The 15603-nt window shown below is 73.7% G+C and carries 15 protein-coding genes; 1 reads left to right on the forward strand and 14 read right to left on the reverse strand.

What is annotated here, in order from left to right:
- The 14 genes from efp to rpsD all read right to left on the reverse strand — a co-directional run bounded on the left by efp (window position 1) and on the right by rpsD (window position 14251).
- Entirely contained in the window at window positions 1–567 is a 567-nt protein-coding gene (efp, locus tag IF83_RS0100365; RefSeq protein WP_030541942.1) for an elongation factor P, read from the reverse strand.
- Between the two features lie 106 nt (window positions 568–673).
- Window positions 674–1798, reverse strand: coding sequence for a M24 family metallopeptidase (locus IF83_RS0100370; RefSeq protein WP_030541943.1), 1125 nt, complete (start codon window positions 1796–1798; stop codon window positions 674–676).
- An 80-nt stretch (window positions 1799–1878) separates the two neighbouring features.
- Window positions 1879–2895, reverse strand: coding sequence for an AAA family ATPase (locus IF83_RS0100375; RefSeq protein ID WP_030541944.1), 1017 nt, complete (start codon window positions 2893–2895; stop codon window positions 1879–1881).
- Window positions 2896–3023: 128 nt separating this feature from the next.
- Entirely contained in the window at window positions 3024–3473 is a 450-nt protein-coding gene (gene aroQ / locus IF83_RS0100385; RefSeq protein ID WP_030541946.1) for a type II 3-dehydroquinate dehydratase, read from the reverse strand.
- Window positions 3470–4561, reverse strand: a complete 1092-nt coding sequence (gene aroB, locus IF83_RS0100390) for a 3-dehydroquinate synthase (RefSeq protein WP_030541947.1) — start codon at window positions 4559–4561, stop codon at window positions 3470–3472. Before aroB ends, aroQ begins: the two co-directional genes overlap by 4 nt.
- Complete coding sequence (locus tag IF83_RS0100395; RefSeq protein WP_030541948.1) at window positions 4558–5055, reverse strand: shikimate kinase; 498 nt, start codon at window positions 5053–5055, stop codon at window positions 4558–4560. Before IF83_RS0100395 ends, aroB begins: the two co-directional genes overlap by 4 nt.
- Before the next feature lie 71 nt (window positions 5056–5126).
- A complete protein-coding gene (gene aroC / locus IF83_RS0100400) occupies window positions 5127–6311 on the reverse strand; it encodes a chorismate synthase (protein WP_030541949.1) in 1185 nt (394 codons plus the stop codon).
- 163 nt (window positions 6312–6474) lie between these two features.
- Window positions 6475–7374: a shikimate dehydrogenase gene (locus tag IF83_RS0100405; protein ID WP_037678093.1), complete on the reverse strand. Its 900-nt coding sequence runs from the start codon at window positions 7372–7374 to the stop codon at window positions 6475–6477.
- Window positions 7375–7376: 2 nt separating this feature from the next.
- Entirely contained in the window at window positions 7377–9275 is a 1899-nt protein-coding gene (gene mltG, locus IF83_RS0100410) for an endolytic transglycosylase MltG (RefSeq protein WP_030541951.1), read from the reverse strand.
- 129 nt (window positions 9276–9404) lie between these two features.
- A complete protein-coding gene (gene ruvX / locus IF83_RS0100415; protein WP_030541952.1) occupies window positions 9405–9890 on the reverse strand; it encodes a Holliday junction resolvase RuvX in 486 nt (161 codons plus the stop codon).
- Window positions 9891–9894: 4 nt separating this feature from the next.
- On the reverse strand, window positions 9895–12567 hold the full coding sequence (alaS, locus tag IF83_RS0100420) for an alanine--tRNA ligase (RefSeq protein ID WP_030541953.1): 2673 nt from the start codon (window positions 12565–12567) through the stop codon (window positions 9895–9897).
- On the reverse strand, window positions 12567–12878 hold the full coding sequence (locus IF83_RS0100425; RefSeq protein WP_030541954.1) for a DUF6167 family protein: 312 nt from the start codon (window positions 12876–12878) through the stop codon (window positions 12567–12569). The genes alaS and IF83_RS0100425 overlap by 1 nt, the downstream gene beginning before the upstream one ends.
- A gap of 3 nt (window positions 12879–12881) precedes the next feature.
- Window positions 12882–13319, reverse strand: a complete 438-nt coding sequence (locus IF83_RS0100430; protein WP_030541955.1) for a DUF948 domain-containing protein — start codon at window positions 13317–13319, stop codon at window positions 12882–12884.
- 320 nt (window positions 13320–13639) lie between these two features.
- The gene (gene rpsD, locus IF83_RS0100435) at window positions 13640–14251 is read right to left on the reverse strand and encodes a 30S ribosomal protein S4 (RefSeq protein WP_030541956.1); all 612 of its coding nucleotides are present in this window, start codon (window positions 14249–14251) and stop codon (window positions 13640–13642) included.
- A 55-nt stretch (window positions 14252–14306) separates the two neighbouring features.
- On the opposite strand from rpsD, the gene IF83_RS0100440 reads away from it, so the two are divergent.
- Window positions 14307–15176, forward strand: coding sequence for a DUF2470 domain-containing protein (locus IF83_RS0100440; protein WP_030541957.1), 870 nt, complete (start codon window positions 14307–14309; stop codon window positions 15174–15176).
- Window positions 15177–15603 lie beyond the last annotated feature (427 nt).

Here is a 15603-nt window from a genome sequence, read left to right on the forward strand (position 1 = left end):
TCAGCCCGTCACCCGGCCGAGGTACTCACCGGAGCGGGTGTCGACCTTGATCTTCTCGCCGCTGGTGATGAAGAGCGGGACGCCGATCTCGTAACCCGTCTCCAGCTTGGCGGGCTTGGAGCCGCCGGTGGAGCGGTCGCCCTGCACGCCCGGCTCGGTGTACTCGATCGTCAGCTCGACGGCGGCGGGCAGCTCGATGTAGAGGGGGCTGCCCTCGTACATCGCCACGACGGCGTCGAAGCCCTCCAGAAGGTAGTTGGCGGCGTCGCCGACCGTCTCCGGGGAGATGTAGATCTGGTCGAAGGTCTCCGAGTCCATGAAGACGAAGTCGTCGCCGTCCTTGTACGAGAACTGCATCCCGCGCTTGTCGACGCTGGCCGTCTCGACCTTCACGCCGGCGTTGAAGGTCTTGTCGACCGTCTTGCCGGAGAGCACGTTCTTCAGCTTGGTGCGGACGAAGGCGGGGCCCTTGCCGGGCTTGACGTGCTGGAACTCGACGACGGACCAGAGCTGGCCGCCGTCGAGCTTGAGCACCATGCCGTTCTTGAGGTCGTTCGTGGATGCCACGGTTGAGGTGTCTCCTGGACTGAAGCTGATGGAACCAAGGGCGTTGCGCAGGCTACAGCGGCCACGGCACCGACGGCGAATACGAACGCGCGGCCGCCGGGCACGACTACAGGGCGAGCAGTTCCTTGGTCGTGATGGTGAGTAGCTCAGGTCCGCCGTCCGCCTCGGGACGGACGACGAGCGTGTCGTCGATCCGGACACCGCCCCGGCCCGGGAGCTGGACCCCCGGTCCGACGGTGACCGGCACACAAGCGTCCAGTTTACCCATGGCGGCCGGGGACAGCTCGGGGTCCTCGTGGATTTCCAGCCCCACCCCGTGCCCCGTCCACCGCGGCTGCCCGCCGCCGTACCCGGCCGCGTCCAGGATCTGCCGGGCCGCCCGGTCCACCTCGCGGTACTCCACGGTGGGCGCCAGGGCCTCCCGCCCCGCCCGCTGCGCCGCGAAGACCACCTCGTACAGCTCGATCTGCCAGCGGGCCGGCGAGGTGCCGATGACGAAGGTGCGCCCCAGCTCGCAGTGGTAGCCGCGGTATTCGGCGCCCAGGCAGACGCTGAGGAAGTCGCCCTCCTCCACCCGCCGGTCCGACGGGGAATGGCCGGGAACACCGGAGTTGGGGCCGGTGCCGACCGAGGTGGGGAAGGCAGGCCCGTCCGCGCCGTGGTCGACGAGGCGGCGCTCCAGTTCCAGCGCCAGATGGCGTTCGGTGCGGCCGACGAGGATCGACTCCAGCAGTTCGCCCAGGGCCTGGTCGGCGATCTCCGACGCGATCCGCAGGCAGGCGATCTCCTCCTCGTCCTTCACCAGCCGCTGCTGCTCGACGGCGCGGGCGAGGTCGGTGAGGCGCACGTGCGGGGCGGCCGCGCCGAGGGCACGGTGCCGGGTGACGGAGAGGTCGTGCTCCTCGACGGCCAGCAGTTCCGCGCCCGCCGAGGCGGCGAGGCCGGCGGCGGCCGCGGCGGAGTCCGCGGTGCCCGCGGGCAGCACCCGCACCCGCAGGTCGCCGGCCACCTGCCCCTCGGCGAGGTCCCCGGCCGGCGGGCGCGGGCAGAGGAGGACGTCGCCGACCGGGCCGCCCGGGCCGCCGGGCCCCAGCAGCAGGGCGGCGCCGGCCGGAGCCGCGCCGGCGAGATAGCGGATGTTGGCGGGGCGCGAGACGAGGACGCCGGCCTCACCGGCCGGCGCGCACCGGTCGCGCAGCTGCGAGCGGCGGGCCGCGTGCACCTCTGACATGTTCCGACCTTATGAGCGCGTTCCCGGCCCGGCCCCCCGAACGCGTCCGGACGGGGGGGTCGCGGGCGGGGCGCGGGGCGTCAGAACTGCGGGGGGCTGGCCAGGCTGCGGCTGATGGCGTCGTCCAGGGCGCGGGCCGTGGTGGCCACGTCGTACTGCGAGTTGTCGATGATCGGCAGCCCGGAGCCGTACCAGCCGGCCATCCGGCCGTGGATGCGGGCGACCTCCTCGTCGGTCAGCCGGCGGGTGCCGCTGCGCGCGGCGTTCCGCTCCAGGACGATCTCCAGCCCGGGCAGCAGCACCACGGGCACCAGCCCCGGCCCGACATGGCGCTTCCAGCCGCCGAGGCCGATCGCGGGCCGGTCGGGGAAGACGGCGTCGTCGAGGATGCAGGAGATGCCGTTGGCCAGGAAGTTGCGGGCCGCGAAGCCGCAGGTGCGGCGGGCCAGCCGGTACTGCGCCTCGGAGTGGTCGTTCCAGCCGGAGCGCGGGTCGGCGAAGCCGGAGCGGACCCACTCGCGGACGTCGTCCAGGCTGATGTGGGCGGTCGGCACCCGCCGGTTGTCCGCCCAGTGCCGCGCGACCGTCGTCTTGCCCGCGCCGGCCGGTCCTATCAGCAGCACCGCCACGGCGGCGTGGGCCGCGTCGGGTGCGGCCGTGCCCGGCCCGCCGCCGGGCGCGGGGACGGGCGCCCCGGCGGGCAGCCGCAGATGCCCGGTGGCGTCGCCGGACGGCGGCGGGGCGTGGTGCCCCTGCTGCCCCGGAGCGCCGTGCGGGCCGGTGGGCGGGGCCGGGTGCGGCGGCGGGCCGGCCGGCCGCGGATACGGCGGGGCGGGCGGGGCGGGCTGCCGGTGCGGCGGGCCCGGGTGCGGTTGCTGAGGCGGCTGGTGCGGCTGCGGCTGGTGCGGGCCCGGCGGGGCGTGCGGCGGCCGGTGGCCCGGCGGCACCGGTCCGGGCGGGCCCGGCGGCACCGGGGGCCCGCCGTGCGGCGCCGGGCCGCGCTGGTGCCCCGGATGGCCCTGCGGGCCCCCCTGTGCCCAGGAGGGGTGGGCGGGGCCGTGGGGTGGCGGCAGCGGAGCCCCCGTCGCGTGCTGCATCCGCTGAGTCTCCGTCTCGTGCGGGCGGACTGGCCGGTGTTCGAAGCGTCCGTGCGAACGAACGCCACCGAACGGTACCGTCCCCGGCCGTATCCGCAGAACGGCCGGGGACGGCGGAACGTGCCCGGTCAGCCGGTCGCGGCGTCGGCCAGGGCGCGCAGCGCGAGCCGGTAGGAGCCGAGGCCGAAGCCGGCGACGGTCCCGGAGGCGACCGCCGCGATGACCGAGGTGTGCCGGAACTCCTCCCGCGCGTACGGGTTGGAGATGTGCACCTCGATCAGGGGCGCGGTGCGCTGCGCGGCGGCGTCCCGCATGCCGTACGAGTAGTGCGTGAAGGCGCCCGGGTTGATCACGACGGGGACGCGTCCGTCGGCCGCCTCGTGCAGCCAGCGGATCATCTCGCCCTCGTCGTTGGTTTCCCGCACGTCGACCGTGAAGCCGAGTTCGGCGCCGAGACGGGTGCACTCCTCGACGAGCCCGGCGTAGCTGGTCGAGCCGTAGACGTCCGGCTCCCGGGAGCCGAGCCGGCCGAGGTTGGGGCCGTTGAGCACCAGGACGTGCCGCGGTCCGGCGGTCATGCGGAGACCTCCCCGTAGGCGGCCAGCAGCAGGGACGGGTCCGGGCCCTCCAGGACGGTCGGCTTGGCGAGGCCGTCCAGGACGATGAAGCGCAGCAGGTCGCCGCGGGACTTCTTGTCGACCTTCATGGTCTCCAGCAGCCGCGGCCACTGGTCGCCGCGGTAGGAGACCGGCAGGCCGAGGGACTCCAGGACGGAGCGGTGCCGGTCGGCGGTGGCGTCGTCCAGCCGTCCGGCGAGGCGGCCGAGTTCGGCGGCGAAGACCATGCCGATGGAGACCGCCGCGCCGTGGCGCCACTTGTAGCGCTCGTTCTTCTCGATGGCGTGGCCGAGGGTGTGGCCGTAGTTGAGGATCTCGCGCAGGCCCGACTCCTTGAGGTCGGAGGAGACCACCTCGGCCTTGACCCGGATGGACCGCTCGATGAGCTCGGCGGTGTGCCGGCCGCCGGGCCGGCGGGCCTCCTCCGGATCGCGCTCGACGAGGTCGAGGATGGCGGGGTCGGCGATGAAGCCGGCCTTGACCACCTCGGCGAGTCCGCTGACGTAGTCGTGGACGGGGAGCGAGTCCAGGCTGGCGAGGTCGCAGAGGACGCCGGCGGGCGGGTGGAAGGCGCCGACGAGGTTCTTGCCCTCGGCGGTGTTGATGCCGGTCTTGCCGCCGACGGCCGCGTCGACCATGCCGAGGACGGTGGTGGGCACCGCGACCCAGCGGACGCCGCGCAGCCAGCTCGCGGCGACGAAGCCCGCGAGGTCGGTGGTGGCGCCGCCGCCGACGCCGACGATCACGTCGGAGCGGGTGAAGCCCGTCTGGCCGAGCGCCTTCCAGCAGTAGGCGGCGACCTCGGCGGTCTTGGCCTCCTCGGCGTTGGGCACCTGGATCGCGATGGCCTCGTAGCCCTGGCCCGCGAGGTCCGCGCGGAGCGCCTCACCGGTGGCCTCCAGGGCCTCGGGGTGGATGACGGCCACCCGCTGGGACCGCGGGCCGATCAGCGCGGGCAGCTCGCCGAGGAGCTGCCGGCCGATGAGCACGGTGTAGGGGTCGGTGCCGGCGGTGCCGCCGACCTCGATGGCGATGGGGGTTTCCGTCATGCCTGCCTCAGTTCGAGTGCGTCGAGGACCGCCTCGGCGACGTCCTCCGGGCTGCGGCCGTCAGTGGTCACGACGGCGCGGGCGGTCTCCGTGTACAGCGGGCGGCGCTGCTCCATGAGGGCGCGCCACTGCTGGCGGGGGTTGACGGCCAGCAGCGGGCGCGGGGCGTCGAGGCCGACGCGCTTGACGGCGTCGGCGAGGCCGACGTCGAGGAAGACGACCGGCAGCCCCGTCAGCAGCTTCCGGGTCTCCTCGTCCATGATCGCGCCGCCGCCGAGGGAGAGCACGCCGGGGTGCTCCGCGACCGCGTCCCGGACGGCCTGCCGTTCCAGGGCGCGGAAGCGCGGTTCGCCGTCCTCGAAGAAGATCTCCGGGATCGGCTTGCCCGCGATCCGCTCGACGTCGCTGTCGGTGTCCCGGTAGCCGGTGCCGAGCCGCTCGGCGAGGAGCGCGCCGACGGTGGACTTGCCGGCGCCTGGCGGGCCGATCAGCACGACGGCGGGGCCGCCGGGGCCGGAGCCGTGGCCGGGTGCGGGCCCGTCGCCCTCGTGCGCGTCCGCCCCCGTCACCGGATGGCCAGGGCGTCGAGGAAGGCGCGGACGTTGCGCCGGGTCTCGGGGACGCTGTCGCCGCCGAACTTCTCCGCCACCGCGTCCGCGAGGACGAGCGCGACCATGGCCTCGGCCACGATGCCCGCCGCGGGCACGGCGCAGACGTCGGAGCGCTGGTGGTGGGCCCTGGTGGCCTCGCCGGTGGCGACGTCCACGGTGGCCAGAGCGCGCGGCACGGTCGCGATGGGCTTCATCGCGGCCCGCACGCGCAGCAGTTCGCCGGTGGAGAGCCCGCCCTCGGTGCCGCCTGCGCGGCCGGAGGTGCGGCGGATGCCCTCCTCGGTGGAGACGATCTCGTCATGGGCCTGCGAGCCGGGCACCCGGGCCAGGTCGAAGCCGTCGCCGACCTCCACGCCCTTGATGGCCTGAATGCCCATCAGGGCTCCGGCGAGGCGGGCGTCCAGCCGGCGGTCCCAGTGGACGTGCGAGCCCAGGCCGACCGGGACGCCGTAGGCCAGTACCTCGACCACGCCGCCGAGGGTGTCGCCGTCCTTGTGCGCCTGGTCGATCTCGGCGACCATCGCCTCGCTCGCCTCCGGGTCGAGGCAGCGCACCGGGTCGGCGTCCAGCCGCTCCACGTCGGAGGGCTTGGGCAGCACGCCGTACGGGGCCTTGGCGGCGGCCAGTTCGACCACGTGGGAGACGATCTCGATGCCGGCCGTCTCCTTGAGGTAGGAGCGGGCGACGGCGCCGAGCGCCACGCGGGCGGCGGTCTCCCGGGCGGAGGCGCGCTCCAGGATCGGCCGGGCCTCGTCGAAGCCGTACTTCTGCATGCCCGCGAGGTCGGCGTGGCCGGGGCGGGGGCGGGTCAGCGGGGCGTTGCGGGCCAGTTCGGCGAGGACGGCCGGGTCCACCGGGTCGGCGGCCATGACCTGCTCCCACTTGGGCCACTCGGTGTTGCCCACCATGATCGCGACCGGGGAGCCGAGGGTCAGGCCGTGCCGGACGCCTCCGAGGAAGGTGACCTCGTCCCGCTCGAACTTCATCCGGGCGCCCCGGCCGTAGCCGAGCCGCCGCCGGGCCAGGGCGTCCGCCACCATGTCCGTGGTGACGGGCACGCCCGCGGGCAGCCCTTCCAGCGTCGCGACCAGTGCGGGGCCGTGCGACTCCCCCGCGGTCAGCCAGCGCAACCTGCTCAACGGTGCTCCTCATGCTCGCGCCCTGGTGTGTGCGGCGGCACGGCCGGGTGCGCGGCCCCGGCCCGCCGCCGTCGATCCTGCCATGCCGGGGGCCGGTGACCGGGCGCCGGTCCGCCAAACGGACAGCCGTATCAGCTCGTGGTACGGGGAGCGGGTGACGCGGTCAGCCCGCGGCGGGCGCGGAGCCGCTGGTCCGGGCGGCGAGGACGGCCTCTCCGGCGGCGCGCATGGCCGCCAGCGGCGCCGGGGCCCGGCCCGTCATCAGCTCCACCTGGAGCACCGCCTGGTGGACGAGCAGGTCGAGACCGCCGACGACGGCGCCGCCGCGCGCGGACCAGGCCGCGGCGAGCCGGGTCGGCCACGGCTCGTAGAGCACGTCGAACAGGGTGCCGGGGTGTTCCGGCACGGCCCCGGCGAGATGGTCGGTGGCGCCGGCCGGGGTGGTGGCGACGACCAGCGGGGCGTCGAACGCCTCGGCGGCGGCGTCCCAGTCCGCGGTGGTCACGGGCACCCCCAGCCGCTCGCCCCAGCCACGCATCTCGGCCGCCCGGCTCTCGCTGCGGACGTACGCCGTGACCTCGCCGGAGCAGATCCGGGAGAGCGCGGCGAGGGCGGAGGAGGCCGTGGCTCCGGCGCCGAGGATCGCGGCCCGCCCGACCCGTTCGACACCGCGCTCGCGGAGGGCGGCGACGATGCCGGGGATGTCGGTGTTCTCGCCGGTGCGGCGGCCGTCGCCGGTGAACACCACGGTGTTGACGGTCTCCACCGAGGCGGCCGTGTCGCTGATCCCGTCCAGCAGCGGGATCACCGCGCGCTTGAGCGGCATGGTCAGCGACAGGCCCGCCCAGGAGGCGTCCACGCCGCCGAGGAAGTCCGGCAGTGCGGCCTCGTCCACCTCGAAGCGGTCGTAGCGCCAGCCGTCCAGGCCGAGGGCGGCGTAGGCGGCGCGGTGCAGCACCGGGGAGAGCGAGTGCTCGATGGGCTTGCCCAGGACGGCGGCGCGGCGTGCGCCCGGGGCGGCGCCTTCCGCCGTGTCCGCCGGCGGGGTCGTCGCTGCGCTCATCCTCAGCCCTTGTTCTTCTGGTTCGCGTTGAACTCCTCCACGAGTTTCTCGTGCTCCTCGTGGGTCTCCGCGAACTTGGTGTTCTCCCCGTCGACGCCGACGAAGTAGTACCAGTCGCCGGGCTCGGGGTCGATCGCGGCCCGCAGCGCCTCGGCGCCCGGGTTGCCGATGGGGCCGGGCGGGAGGCCGCGGTAGAAGTAGGTGTTGTACGGGTGATCGGTGGTGCGGATCTCCTTGATCCCGATGTTGATCTCGCTCTGGCCCTTCAGATAGTTGAAGGCCGAGTCGAATTCGATCTTCCCGTAGGTCTCGGTGTTGCCGGGGTCGAGGCGGTTGTAGACGACCCGGGCCATCTTGCTGAAGTCGTCGCTGGTCTTGCCCTCGGCCTGGACGAGACTGGCGACGGTGACGAGCTGGAGCGGCGAATCGAGTTCCAGCTTCTCGGCGTTGGCCTCGACATCGAGCTTCTCGTACTCGGCCGCGGCACGGGCGACCATCTTCTTCAGGACGTCCTCGGGCTTGGCGTCGTCGCCCACGTCGTAGCGCGCCGGATAGAGGAACCCTTCCAGCGGGTCCATTATCTTCTCGTTGTCGTCGGCCCAGTCCGGCAGCCCCAGCTTCGCGGCCTGCTTCTCCGCCACCTTCTCCGTGGTACCGGCCTTCAGTTCGAGCCGCTTGTCGATGGTCGCGTAGACCTGCTCGTTGCGCATGCCCTCGGGGATGATGAGCGCGTTGCGGCTCTCCGGGGAGAGCATCCACTCGACGGCCGCGTCGCCCGACATCTCCTTCTTCATGGCGTAGACGCCGGGCTGGATGGAGAGGCCCTTGGGGTTCCCCTCCGCGGCGTCGACGAACGCCTGGGCGCTCTTGACCACACCGGCGCTCTTGAGGAGCCGGCCCATCTCACCGGTGCCGGCGCCCTGCGGGATCTCGACCTGGACGGAGCCGGAGCCCTCGCCGGCGAAGTCCGGGGCCGGGCCGAAGTGGGTCTGGTAGAAGTCGTACGCGAACCAGCCGCCCGCCGCGACACCGCCGCCGAGCACGACGGCGACGAAGAGACAGGCCACGCCGCTGCGGCGCTTCTTGGGCCGTCCGCCGCGGCGGCCGTCGCCACCGTCCTCGTCGTCGTATCCGTCGTCATGGCCGTCGTCGTGGCCGCCGGGCTCGTCGTAGCCGTCGCCGCGCCGGGCGGAGCGGTCATCGCGGCCGGCCGCACGGCCCCGGCGGCGGCCGGGGGCGCTGTCCGGCTCGTCCTCGAAGAAGGCGTGCCCGGGGCCGTCGTCTTCCTGCTGCCAGCCGTCGCCCGCGTGCTGCTCCTGCGGGGCGGGCCGGTACCGCGGCTGCGGGCCGGTTCCGGTGTCCGGGTGCCGGCGGCCCTGCTCCGGGTGCTCCTGCGGGTGGCCGCCGCCGTACGGCTGGGGGCCGCCGGGGCCCGGCCGCGGGGGCTGCTGCGGGTACGGGTTGCCGTACGGATCGGTGGGCTGCTGCCCGTACGGGCCGCCGTGCCCCTGCCCGCCCGCGGGGTAGCCGCCCTGACCGGTGTCCTGCGGGCCGCCGTCCCAGCCGTACTGCTGTCCGCCCTGCTGGGGGTGGGGGTACCCCTGCTGCTGCGGATAGCCGTGCTGCTGTCCCCCCTGCTGGGGATAACCCTGCTGCTGCCCGCCCTGCTGCGGGTAGCCCTGCTGGGGAGGGCCCTGGTCCGGGTACGGCTGCCCCGGGTACGGCGCGCCCTGTGCGTCCCACTGGGGCTGCTGCTGGTACTGCCCGGAGTACTGCTGCGGCTGCTCTCCGTAAGACGACTGGCCGTCCGCCGTCTGCTGCCCGTCCCAGCCCCGGTCCCCGTAGAGCGGGTCCTCGGGATGCCACGGTTCGGAACCTCGGCCCCGGCCATACTCAGTCATGGATCTCCTGGCCCACACAAGGCGGCTCCCGGTGCGCGCGTGGGGAGCGCAGTGGGCCGGTCCGCCTCATTCCGCTTGTATGCGACGGTGTTCTGATCGCACTTTCGCGCGAACGTTACCGTATCGCGATCAGGTGAGCAGTTCGACGGTCTCACCCGGGGGAGCGCCCGACAGCCGCTCGGCCTCCAGCGCGTTCTGCAGGATGACCACGGCCGCCGCCTGGTCCACCACCGAGCGTCCCTTGCGGGAGTTCACACCGGAGGCCCGCAGGCTCTGTGCCGCCGTGATCGTACTCATCCGCTCGTCGACCAGGCGCACCGGGACCGGCCGGACGGCCTCGGCGAGCTGCCGGGCGAACGCCCTGACCTTGGCCGCGGCCGGGCCCTCCGTCCCCTTCAGGGAACGCGGCAGCCCGACCACGACCTCGATCGGTTCGTACTCGGCGACGATCGCCGCCAGCCGCCGGCGGGCCGCCGGGGCGTCGCGCCCCGGCACGGTCTCCACCGGGGTGGCGAGGATCCCGTCGGGGTCGCACGAGGCGACCCCGATCCGGGCGTCCCCGACGTCGACGGCGATTCTCCGCCCGCGCCGGAGCGCCCGGCTCTCCTCCGTCATGCCGTCAGGCCGCCTTCTCGGCGACGAGCCGCTCGACGGCGGCCACGGCCTCGTCGATGGCGGCCGGGTTCTGCCCGCCGCCCTGGGCCACGTCGTCCTTGCCGCCTCCGCCGCCGCCGAGGGTCTTGGCGGCGGTACGCACCAGTTCGCCGGCCTTGATGCCGCGCTCTCGGGCGGCCTCGTTGGTGGCGATCACGGCCAGCGGGCGGTCCTTGACGACGGTGAACAGCGCCACCACGGCGGGCCGTCCGCCCTGGATCCGGCCGCGCACGTCGAGGACGAGCTTGCGCAGGTCGTCGGCGCCGGTGCCGTCCGGGACCCGCCCGGCGGCCAAAGCGACGCCCCGGACGTCCTTGGCGCCGGAGGCCAGGCCCGCGGCGGCCTGGAGGACCTTCTCGGCGCGGAAGCGCTCGATCTCCTTCTCGGCGTCCTTGAGCTTGGCGAGCATCCCGGAGATCTTCTCCGGCAGCTCCTCCGGACGGCCCTTCACCAGCTGCGTCAGCTGGGAGACGACCGTGTGCTCGCGGGCGAGGAACTGGTAGGCGTCCACGCCGACCAGGGCCTCGACCCGGCGCACGCCGGAGCCGATGGAGGACTCACCGAGCAGCTTGACCAGGCCGAGCTGGGCGGTGTTGCGCACGTGGGTGCCGCCGCACAGCTCCTTGGAGAAGTCGCCGATGGTGACCACGCGCACCCGGTCGCCGTACTTCTCGCCGAACTCGGCGATGGCGCCCTGCCGTTTGGCGTCCTCCATCGACATCACCTCGGCGGTGACGTCGAGTTCGCGCGCCAGCACCTCGTTGATCTTCTGCTCGACGTCGGTGAGGACCGTGCCGGGAACGGCGGTCGGCGAGCCGAAGTCGAAGCGGAAACGGCCGGGGGCGTTCTCCGATCCGGCCTGGGCGGCGGTCGGGCCCAGGGCGTCGCGCAGCGCCTGGTGGGTGAGGTGGGTGGCGCTGTGGGCGCGGGCGATGGAGCGGCGGCGGACCACGTCGATCACGGCGTGCGCGCCGGCGCCGAGCGTGACCTCACCGACCTGGACGACGCCCTTGTGCACGCTGACGCCCGGCACGGGCTGCTGCACGTCACGCACCTCGACGACGGCCCCGGTGTCGAGCCGGATCCGGCCGGTGTCGGCCTGCTGGCCGCCGCCCTCGGCGTAGAAGGGGGTGCGGTCGAGGACGACCTCGACCTCGTCGCCCTCCTGCGCGGCCGGCGCGGGCACGCCGTCCACGAGCAGACCGACGACGGTCGACTCGCCCTCGGTGTCGGTGTAGCCGGTGAAGACGGTGGCGCCGGCGCGGTCGGCGACCTCGCGGTAGGAGGAGACGTCGGCGTGGCCGGTCTTCTTGGCGCGGGCGTCGGCCTTGGCGCGCTCCCGCTGCTCCTTCATCAGCCGGCGGAAGCCCTCCTCGTCCACGGAGAGGCCCTGCTCGGCGGCCATCTCCAGGGTGAGGTCGATCGGGAAGCCCCAGGTGTCGTGGAGCAGGAAGGCCTTGTCGCCGGGGAGGACGGCCTTTCCGGCGTTCTTGGTCTCGGAGACGGCGGTGTCGAGGATGTTGGTGCCGGCCTTGAGGGTCTTCAGGAAGGCGGCCTCCTCGGCGAGCGCGACGGTCTCGATGCGCTTGCGGTCGGTGACCAGCTCCGGGTACTGCTCGCCCATGGTCTCGATGACGGTGTCCACGAGTTCGCCGACGACCGGCCCCGTGGCGCCGAGCAGCCGCATGTTGCGGATGGCGCGGCGCATGATGCGGCGCAGCACGTAGCCGCGGCCCTCGTTGCCGGGGGTGACGCCGTCGCCGATGAGCATCACGGAGGTGCGGAGGTGGTCGGCGACCACGCGCAGCGAGACGTCCGAGTCGTGGGCGGCGCCGTAGCGGACGCCGGTGAGCTCGGTGGCCTTGTCCATGACGACGCGGAGGGTGTCCGTCTCGTACATGTTGCGGACGCCCTGGAGGATCATCGCCAGCCGCTCCATGCCGAGGCCGGTGTCGATGTTCTTGCTGGGCAGTTCGCCGAGGACCGGGAAGTCCGTCTTGCCCGTGCCCGCGCCGCGCTCGTACTGCATGAAGACCAGGTTCCAGATCTCCACGTAGCGCTCGTCGTTGACGGCCGGGCCGCCCTCCTCGCCGAACTCCGGGCCGCGGTCGTAGTTGATCTCCGAGCAGGGGCCGCAGGGGCCGGGGACGCCCATGGACCAGTAGTTGTGCTCCTTGCCCAGGCGCTGGATGCGCTCGGCGGGCACGCCGACCACCTCGCGCCAGATGCGCTCGGCCTCGTCGTCCTCCTCGTAGACCGTGATCCAGAGCTTCTCCGGGTCGAGGCCGTAACCGCCGTGCTCGACGGAGCCGGTGAGCAGCTCCCAGGCGAGCTCGATGGCGCCTTCCTTGAAGTAGTCGCCGAAGGAGAAGTTGCCGCACATCTGGAAGAAGGTGCCGTGCCGGGTGGTCTTGCCGACCTCTTCGATGTCCGGGGTGCGGACGCACTTCTGGACGCTGGCGGCGCGCGGGAACGGCGGCTTGACCTCACCGAGGAAGTACGGCTTGAAGGGCACCATGCCCGCGGGAACCAGCAGCAGCGTCGGGTCGTCCGCGATCAGCGACGCCGACGGGACGACGGTGTGCCCCCGCTCCTCGAAGAAGCTCAGCCAGCGGCGGCGGATTTCAGCCGACTCCATCAGTGGTCCTCATTCCGGTTGTTCGGGTTGGTCGGGCCCAGCGCGGCCGGGCGGCGCGGCGGGGGCAGTTGCCGGGGGTCGTCCTGGGCGGCGATGCCCAGGGCGTCGTTGAGTTCGAGTTCGCGCTGCGCCATGCCGGCCTTGACGTCGAGGGCGAAGTCCTTGAGGCGGTGGCCCGCCTCGACGGCCTTGTCGGCGGCCTGGGCCACCAGGCTCTCCGGGGTGAGCCGCTTCAGCGTGCGGTTGACCTTGGTGGTGGCCCACACGCCCGTGGCGGCGCCCGCGGTGAACCAGAACATACGGCGGAACATCGGTCAGCCTCTCCCTCGCCGGTCGCCCCGGCCGCCCTCGCGTGCCGGGGGCACCGCTCGACTCCTGATCACGGTGCGGCGCCGCTCCCGCGGCGCGCCCTTGCGTCCGATTGCCCGGCGGACGCCGTAGCCGAACGCGGCGACCTTCACCAGCGGGCCGCCGAAGGTGGAGGCGACGGTCGAGGAGAGCGCGGAGGCGTTGGAGGTGACCTCCTGGACGTCGGACGCGATGGCGTCGACCCGGCTCAGCTGGCTCTGCGCGGAGCGGACGGTCTCGGAGGCCTCGCTCAGCAGCGGGACGGCGTGCTCGGTGACGTCCGCCACCAGCCGGGTCGCCGCTCTGAGCACCTGGGCCAGCCTCACCAGCACCACGGCGAGGAAGGACACCAGAATCGCCCAGAAGACGGCTACGAGAATCCCGGCCACTTCTCCACCGGACACCTTGGCACCGCTCCCTCAGACGACTGCGACCCGGCTGCGCCCCGGGAGGTCACCGGCCCCGGCCGGGGCCCCGCGCGCGGGGCGGCGGGCCGGTCCGCCGGGTGGTCCGGCCTGTTCGGCGGCGCGGGACCTGGCAGAAGCCTAGCGTCTCGCGCCGACGGCCCCGCACCCGATTTGCCGTGGCGCCGGAAGGCCCGTCCGGGCCGCAACGCGGACCGCCGCCTCCCCCGGTGTGCACGGGGAGGCGGCGGTTCCCGCCCGGCGGCCGCGGCCGCGTGAGGCGATACGTTTCCGCGGGCGCGGGCCGACGTGAGCGGGCGTCAGCGCGCGTAGTACTCGACGACCAGCTGCTCGTCGCAGATGACCGGGATCTCCTTGCGGTTGGGGTCCCGGTCCAGGCGGAAGGCGAGCGCCTGGAGGTTGACCTCCAGGTAGCGCGGGGTCTCGCCGTCGGTGTCGTAGCCGCCCTCGCGGGCGACGAGGAAGGGGTGCTTGGCGCGGCTGCGCTCGCGCACCCGCACGACGTCGTCCGGGCGGACCCGGAAGGACGGCTTGTCGACCTTGCGGCCGTTGACCTCGATGTGGCCGTGGACCACCATCTGGCGGGCCTGGTAGATCGTGCGGGCGATACCCGACCGCAGGACGAGCGCGTCCAGACGGCGCTCCAGCTCGACGATGAGGGCTTCGCCCGTCTTGCCTTCGACCTTCCGAGCGCGGTCGTAGGCACGGGCCATCTGGCGCTCGCTGATGTCGTACTGGGCGCGCAGACGCTGCTTCTCCAGCAGCCGGACCTTGTAGTCGCTGTTCTGCTTGCGGCCACGGCCGTGCTCGCCCGGCGGATACGGGCGGGCCTCGAAGTACTTGACGGCCTTCGGCGTCAGGGCGATGCCCAGGGCACGCGACTTCTTGACCTTGGGACGCGACTGGTTCACGGGGAAACACCCTCCATGTAAGTTAGGTGAGGCTTACCTTATCGGAGGAGAACGCATGTTTCGACCTGGGAGCCCCATGCCCGGCTCCGGCCGCTCCACGGAATCCGTGCCGGCCCCTGCCGGGACGACGGGTCAGCCGCGCCCCTGGGAAGACGCCCGGCAGCCGGTGGCCGCCGAACGCGTACGTACCCTCGCGGAGTCGAACGCCTCCGCCGCGCTGGTCATTCCGGGCACGGACTCGGGCGGTTGGGGCGCCGGTGCGCCCACGGCACGCGCCGTCACGGCGGACGGGGACGTGCTGCTGCTGATGCCTGGGGACTCCCCCGCGGCTCGCGCCGCGGCCCACGCGCAGGACGACGAGCTCACCGCCCTGATCGAGATCGCGGACGTCGCGCCCGTCGCCGTACCCCATCGTATCCGGGGCCGGGCGTGGCTCGGCGGCTGGCTGACGCGGCTCCGGGGCCGGGAGCGGGCCGAGGCGCTGGCCCTGCTCGCCGCACCGCACCCCGAGATCCGGCCCGCCGGCGGTGATCCGGCCACCCGGACGGTGCTGCGGCTGGAGGTCGGAGAGGCCGCGGTGGACGACCTCTGGGGTGCGGAAGCCGTCGAACCGGACGCGTTCGCCGCCGCCCGGGCGGATCCCCTCGCAGCCCAAGAGGCGGAGATCCTGCAGCACTTGGCGGCCGCGCACGGTGACGCGCTGCGCGGGCTGTGCCGGCTGCTCGGGGAGCGGGCCGACCGCGTCTGCGGCGCGCGCGGCCGGGGCGTACCGCTCTCGCTGGACCGTTTCGGGCTGCGCGTCCGCTTCACGGAGGGCGCCGAACCCGTCTTCGACGCCCGCTTCGACTTCCCGGAACCGGTGAGGGACGTCACAGAACTCCGCCGCGCGCTGGGGACCCTCTTCGCCGCCGCGGACGGGGACTAGCAGGGAAGCCAAGGGCATGCCCGGCGACCGGCGGGTCCGTCGCCCACGGCGCTGCGGTCCGGCCGCGGGCCCCGGCGGTCGCGGCAGCCGGCGGTGGCCGGCAGCGCGGCCGGACCGGCTCCCGCCGCACCGTGGCGTCCACCGCCGGCCGGGGCTGACCCGGCCCGGGCTCCCCGGCCCTCCGTACACGGCGGTGACGTGGATCCCGGCCGTGCGGGAGAGGGGGGCGGGAGAAGCGGTGTCCGGCCGGGCGGAGCGGCACCGCGCAAGGCCGGCCGGCAGTCAACTTCTCGGCCGTGAACGGACCGAGCTTGTTGGCTCAGTCGGTCACACCGATTCATGCTCTCCTGCGCGGCCGGCTTCCGCGCCCGGAGTCACATCAGCAGGTGACGCCCTGGCCCTTGCGGCCGGGGCCGCTTTCCATCCT

This window comes from Streptomyces albus subsp. albus (assembly GCF_000719865.1).
Lineage (GTDB): Bacteria > Actinomycetota > Actinomycetes > Streptomycetales > Streptomycetaceae > Streptomyces > Streptomyces albus_E.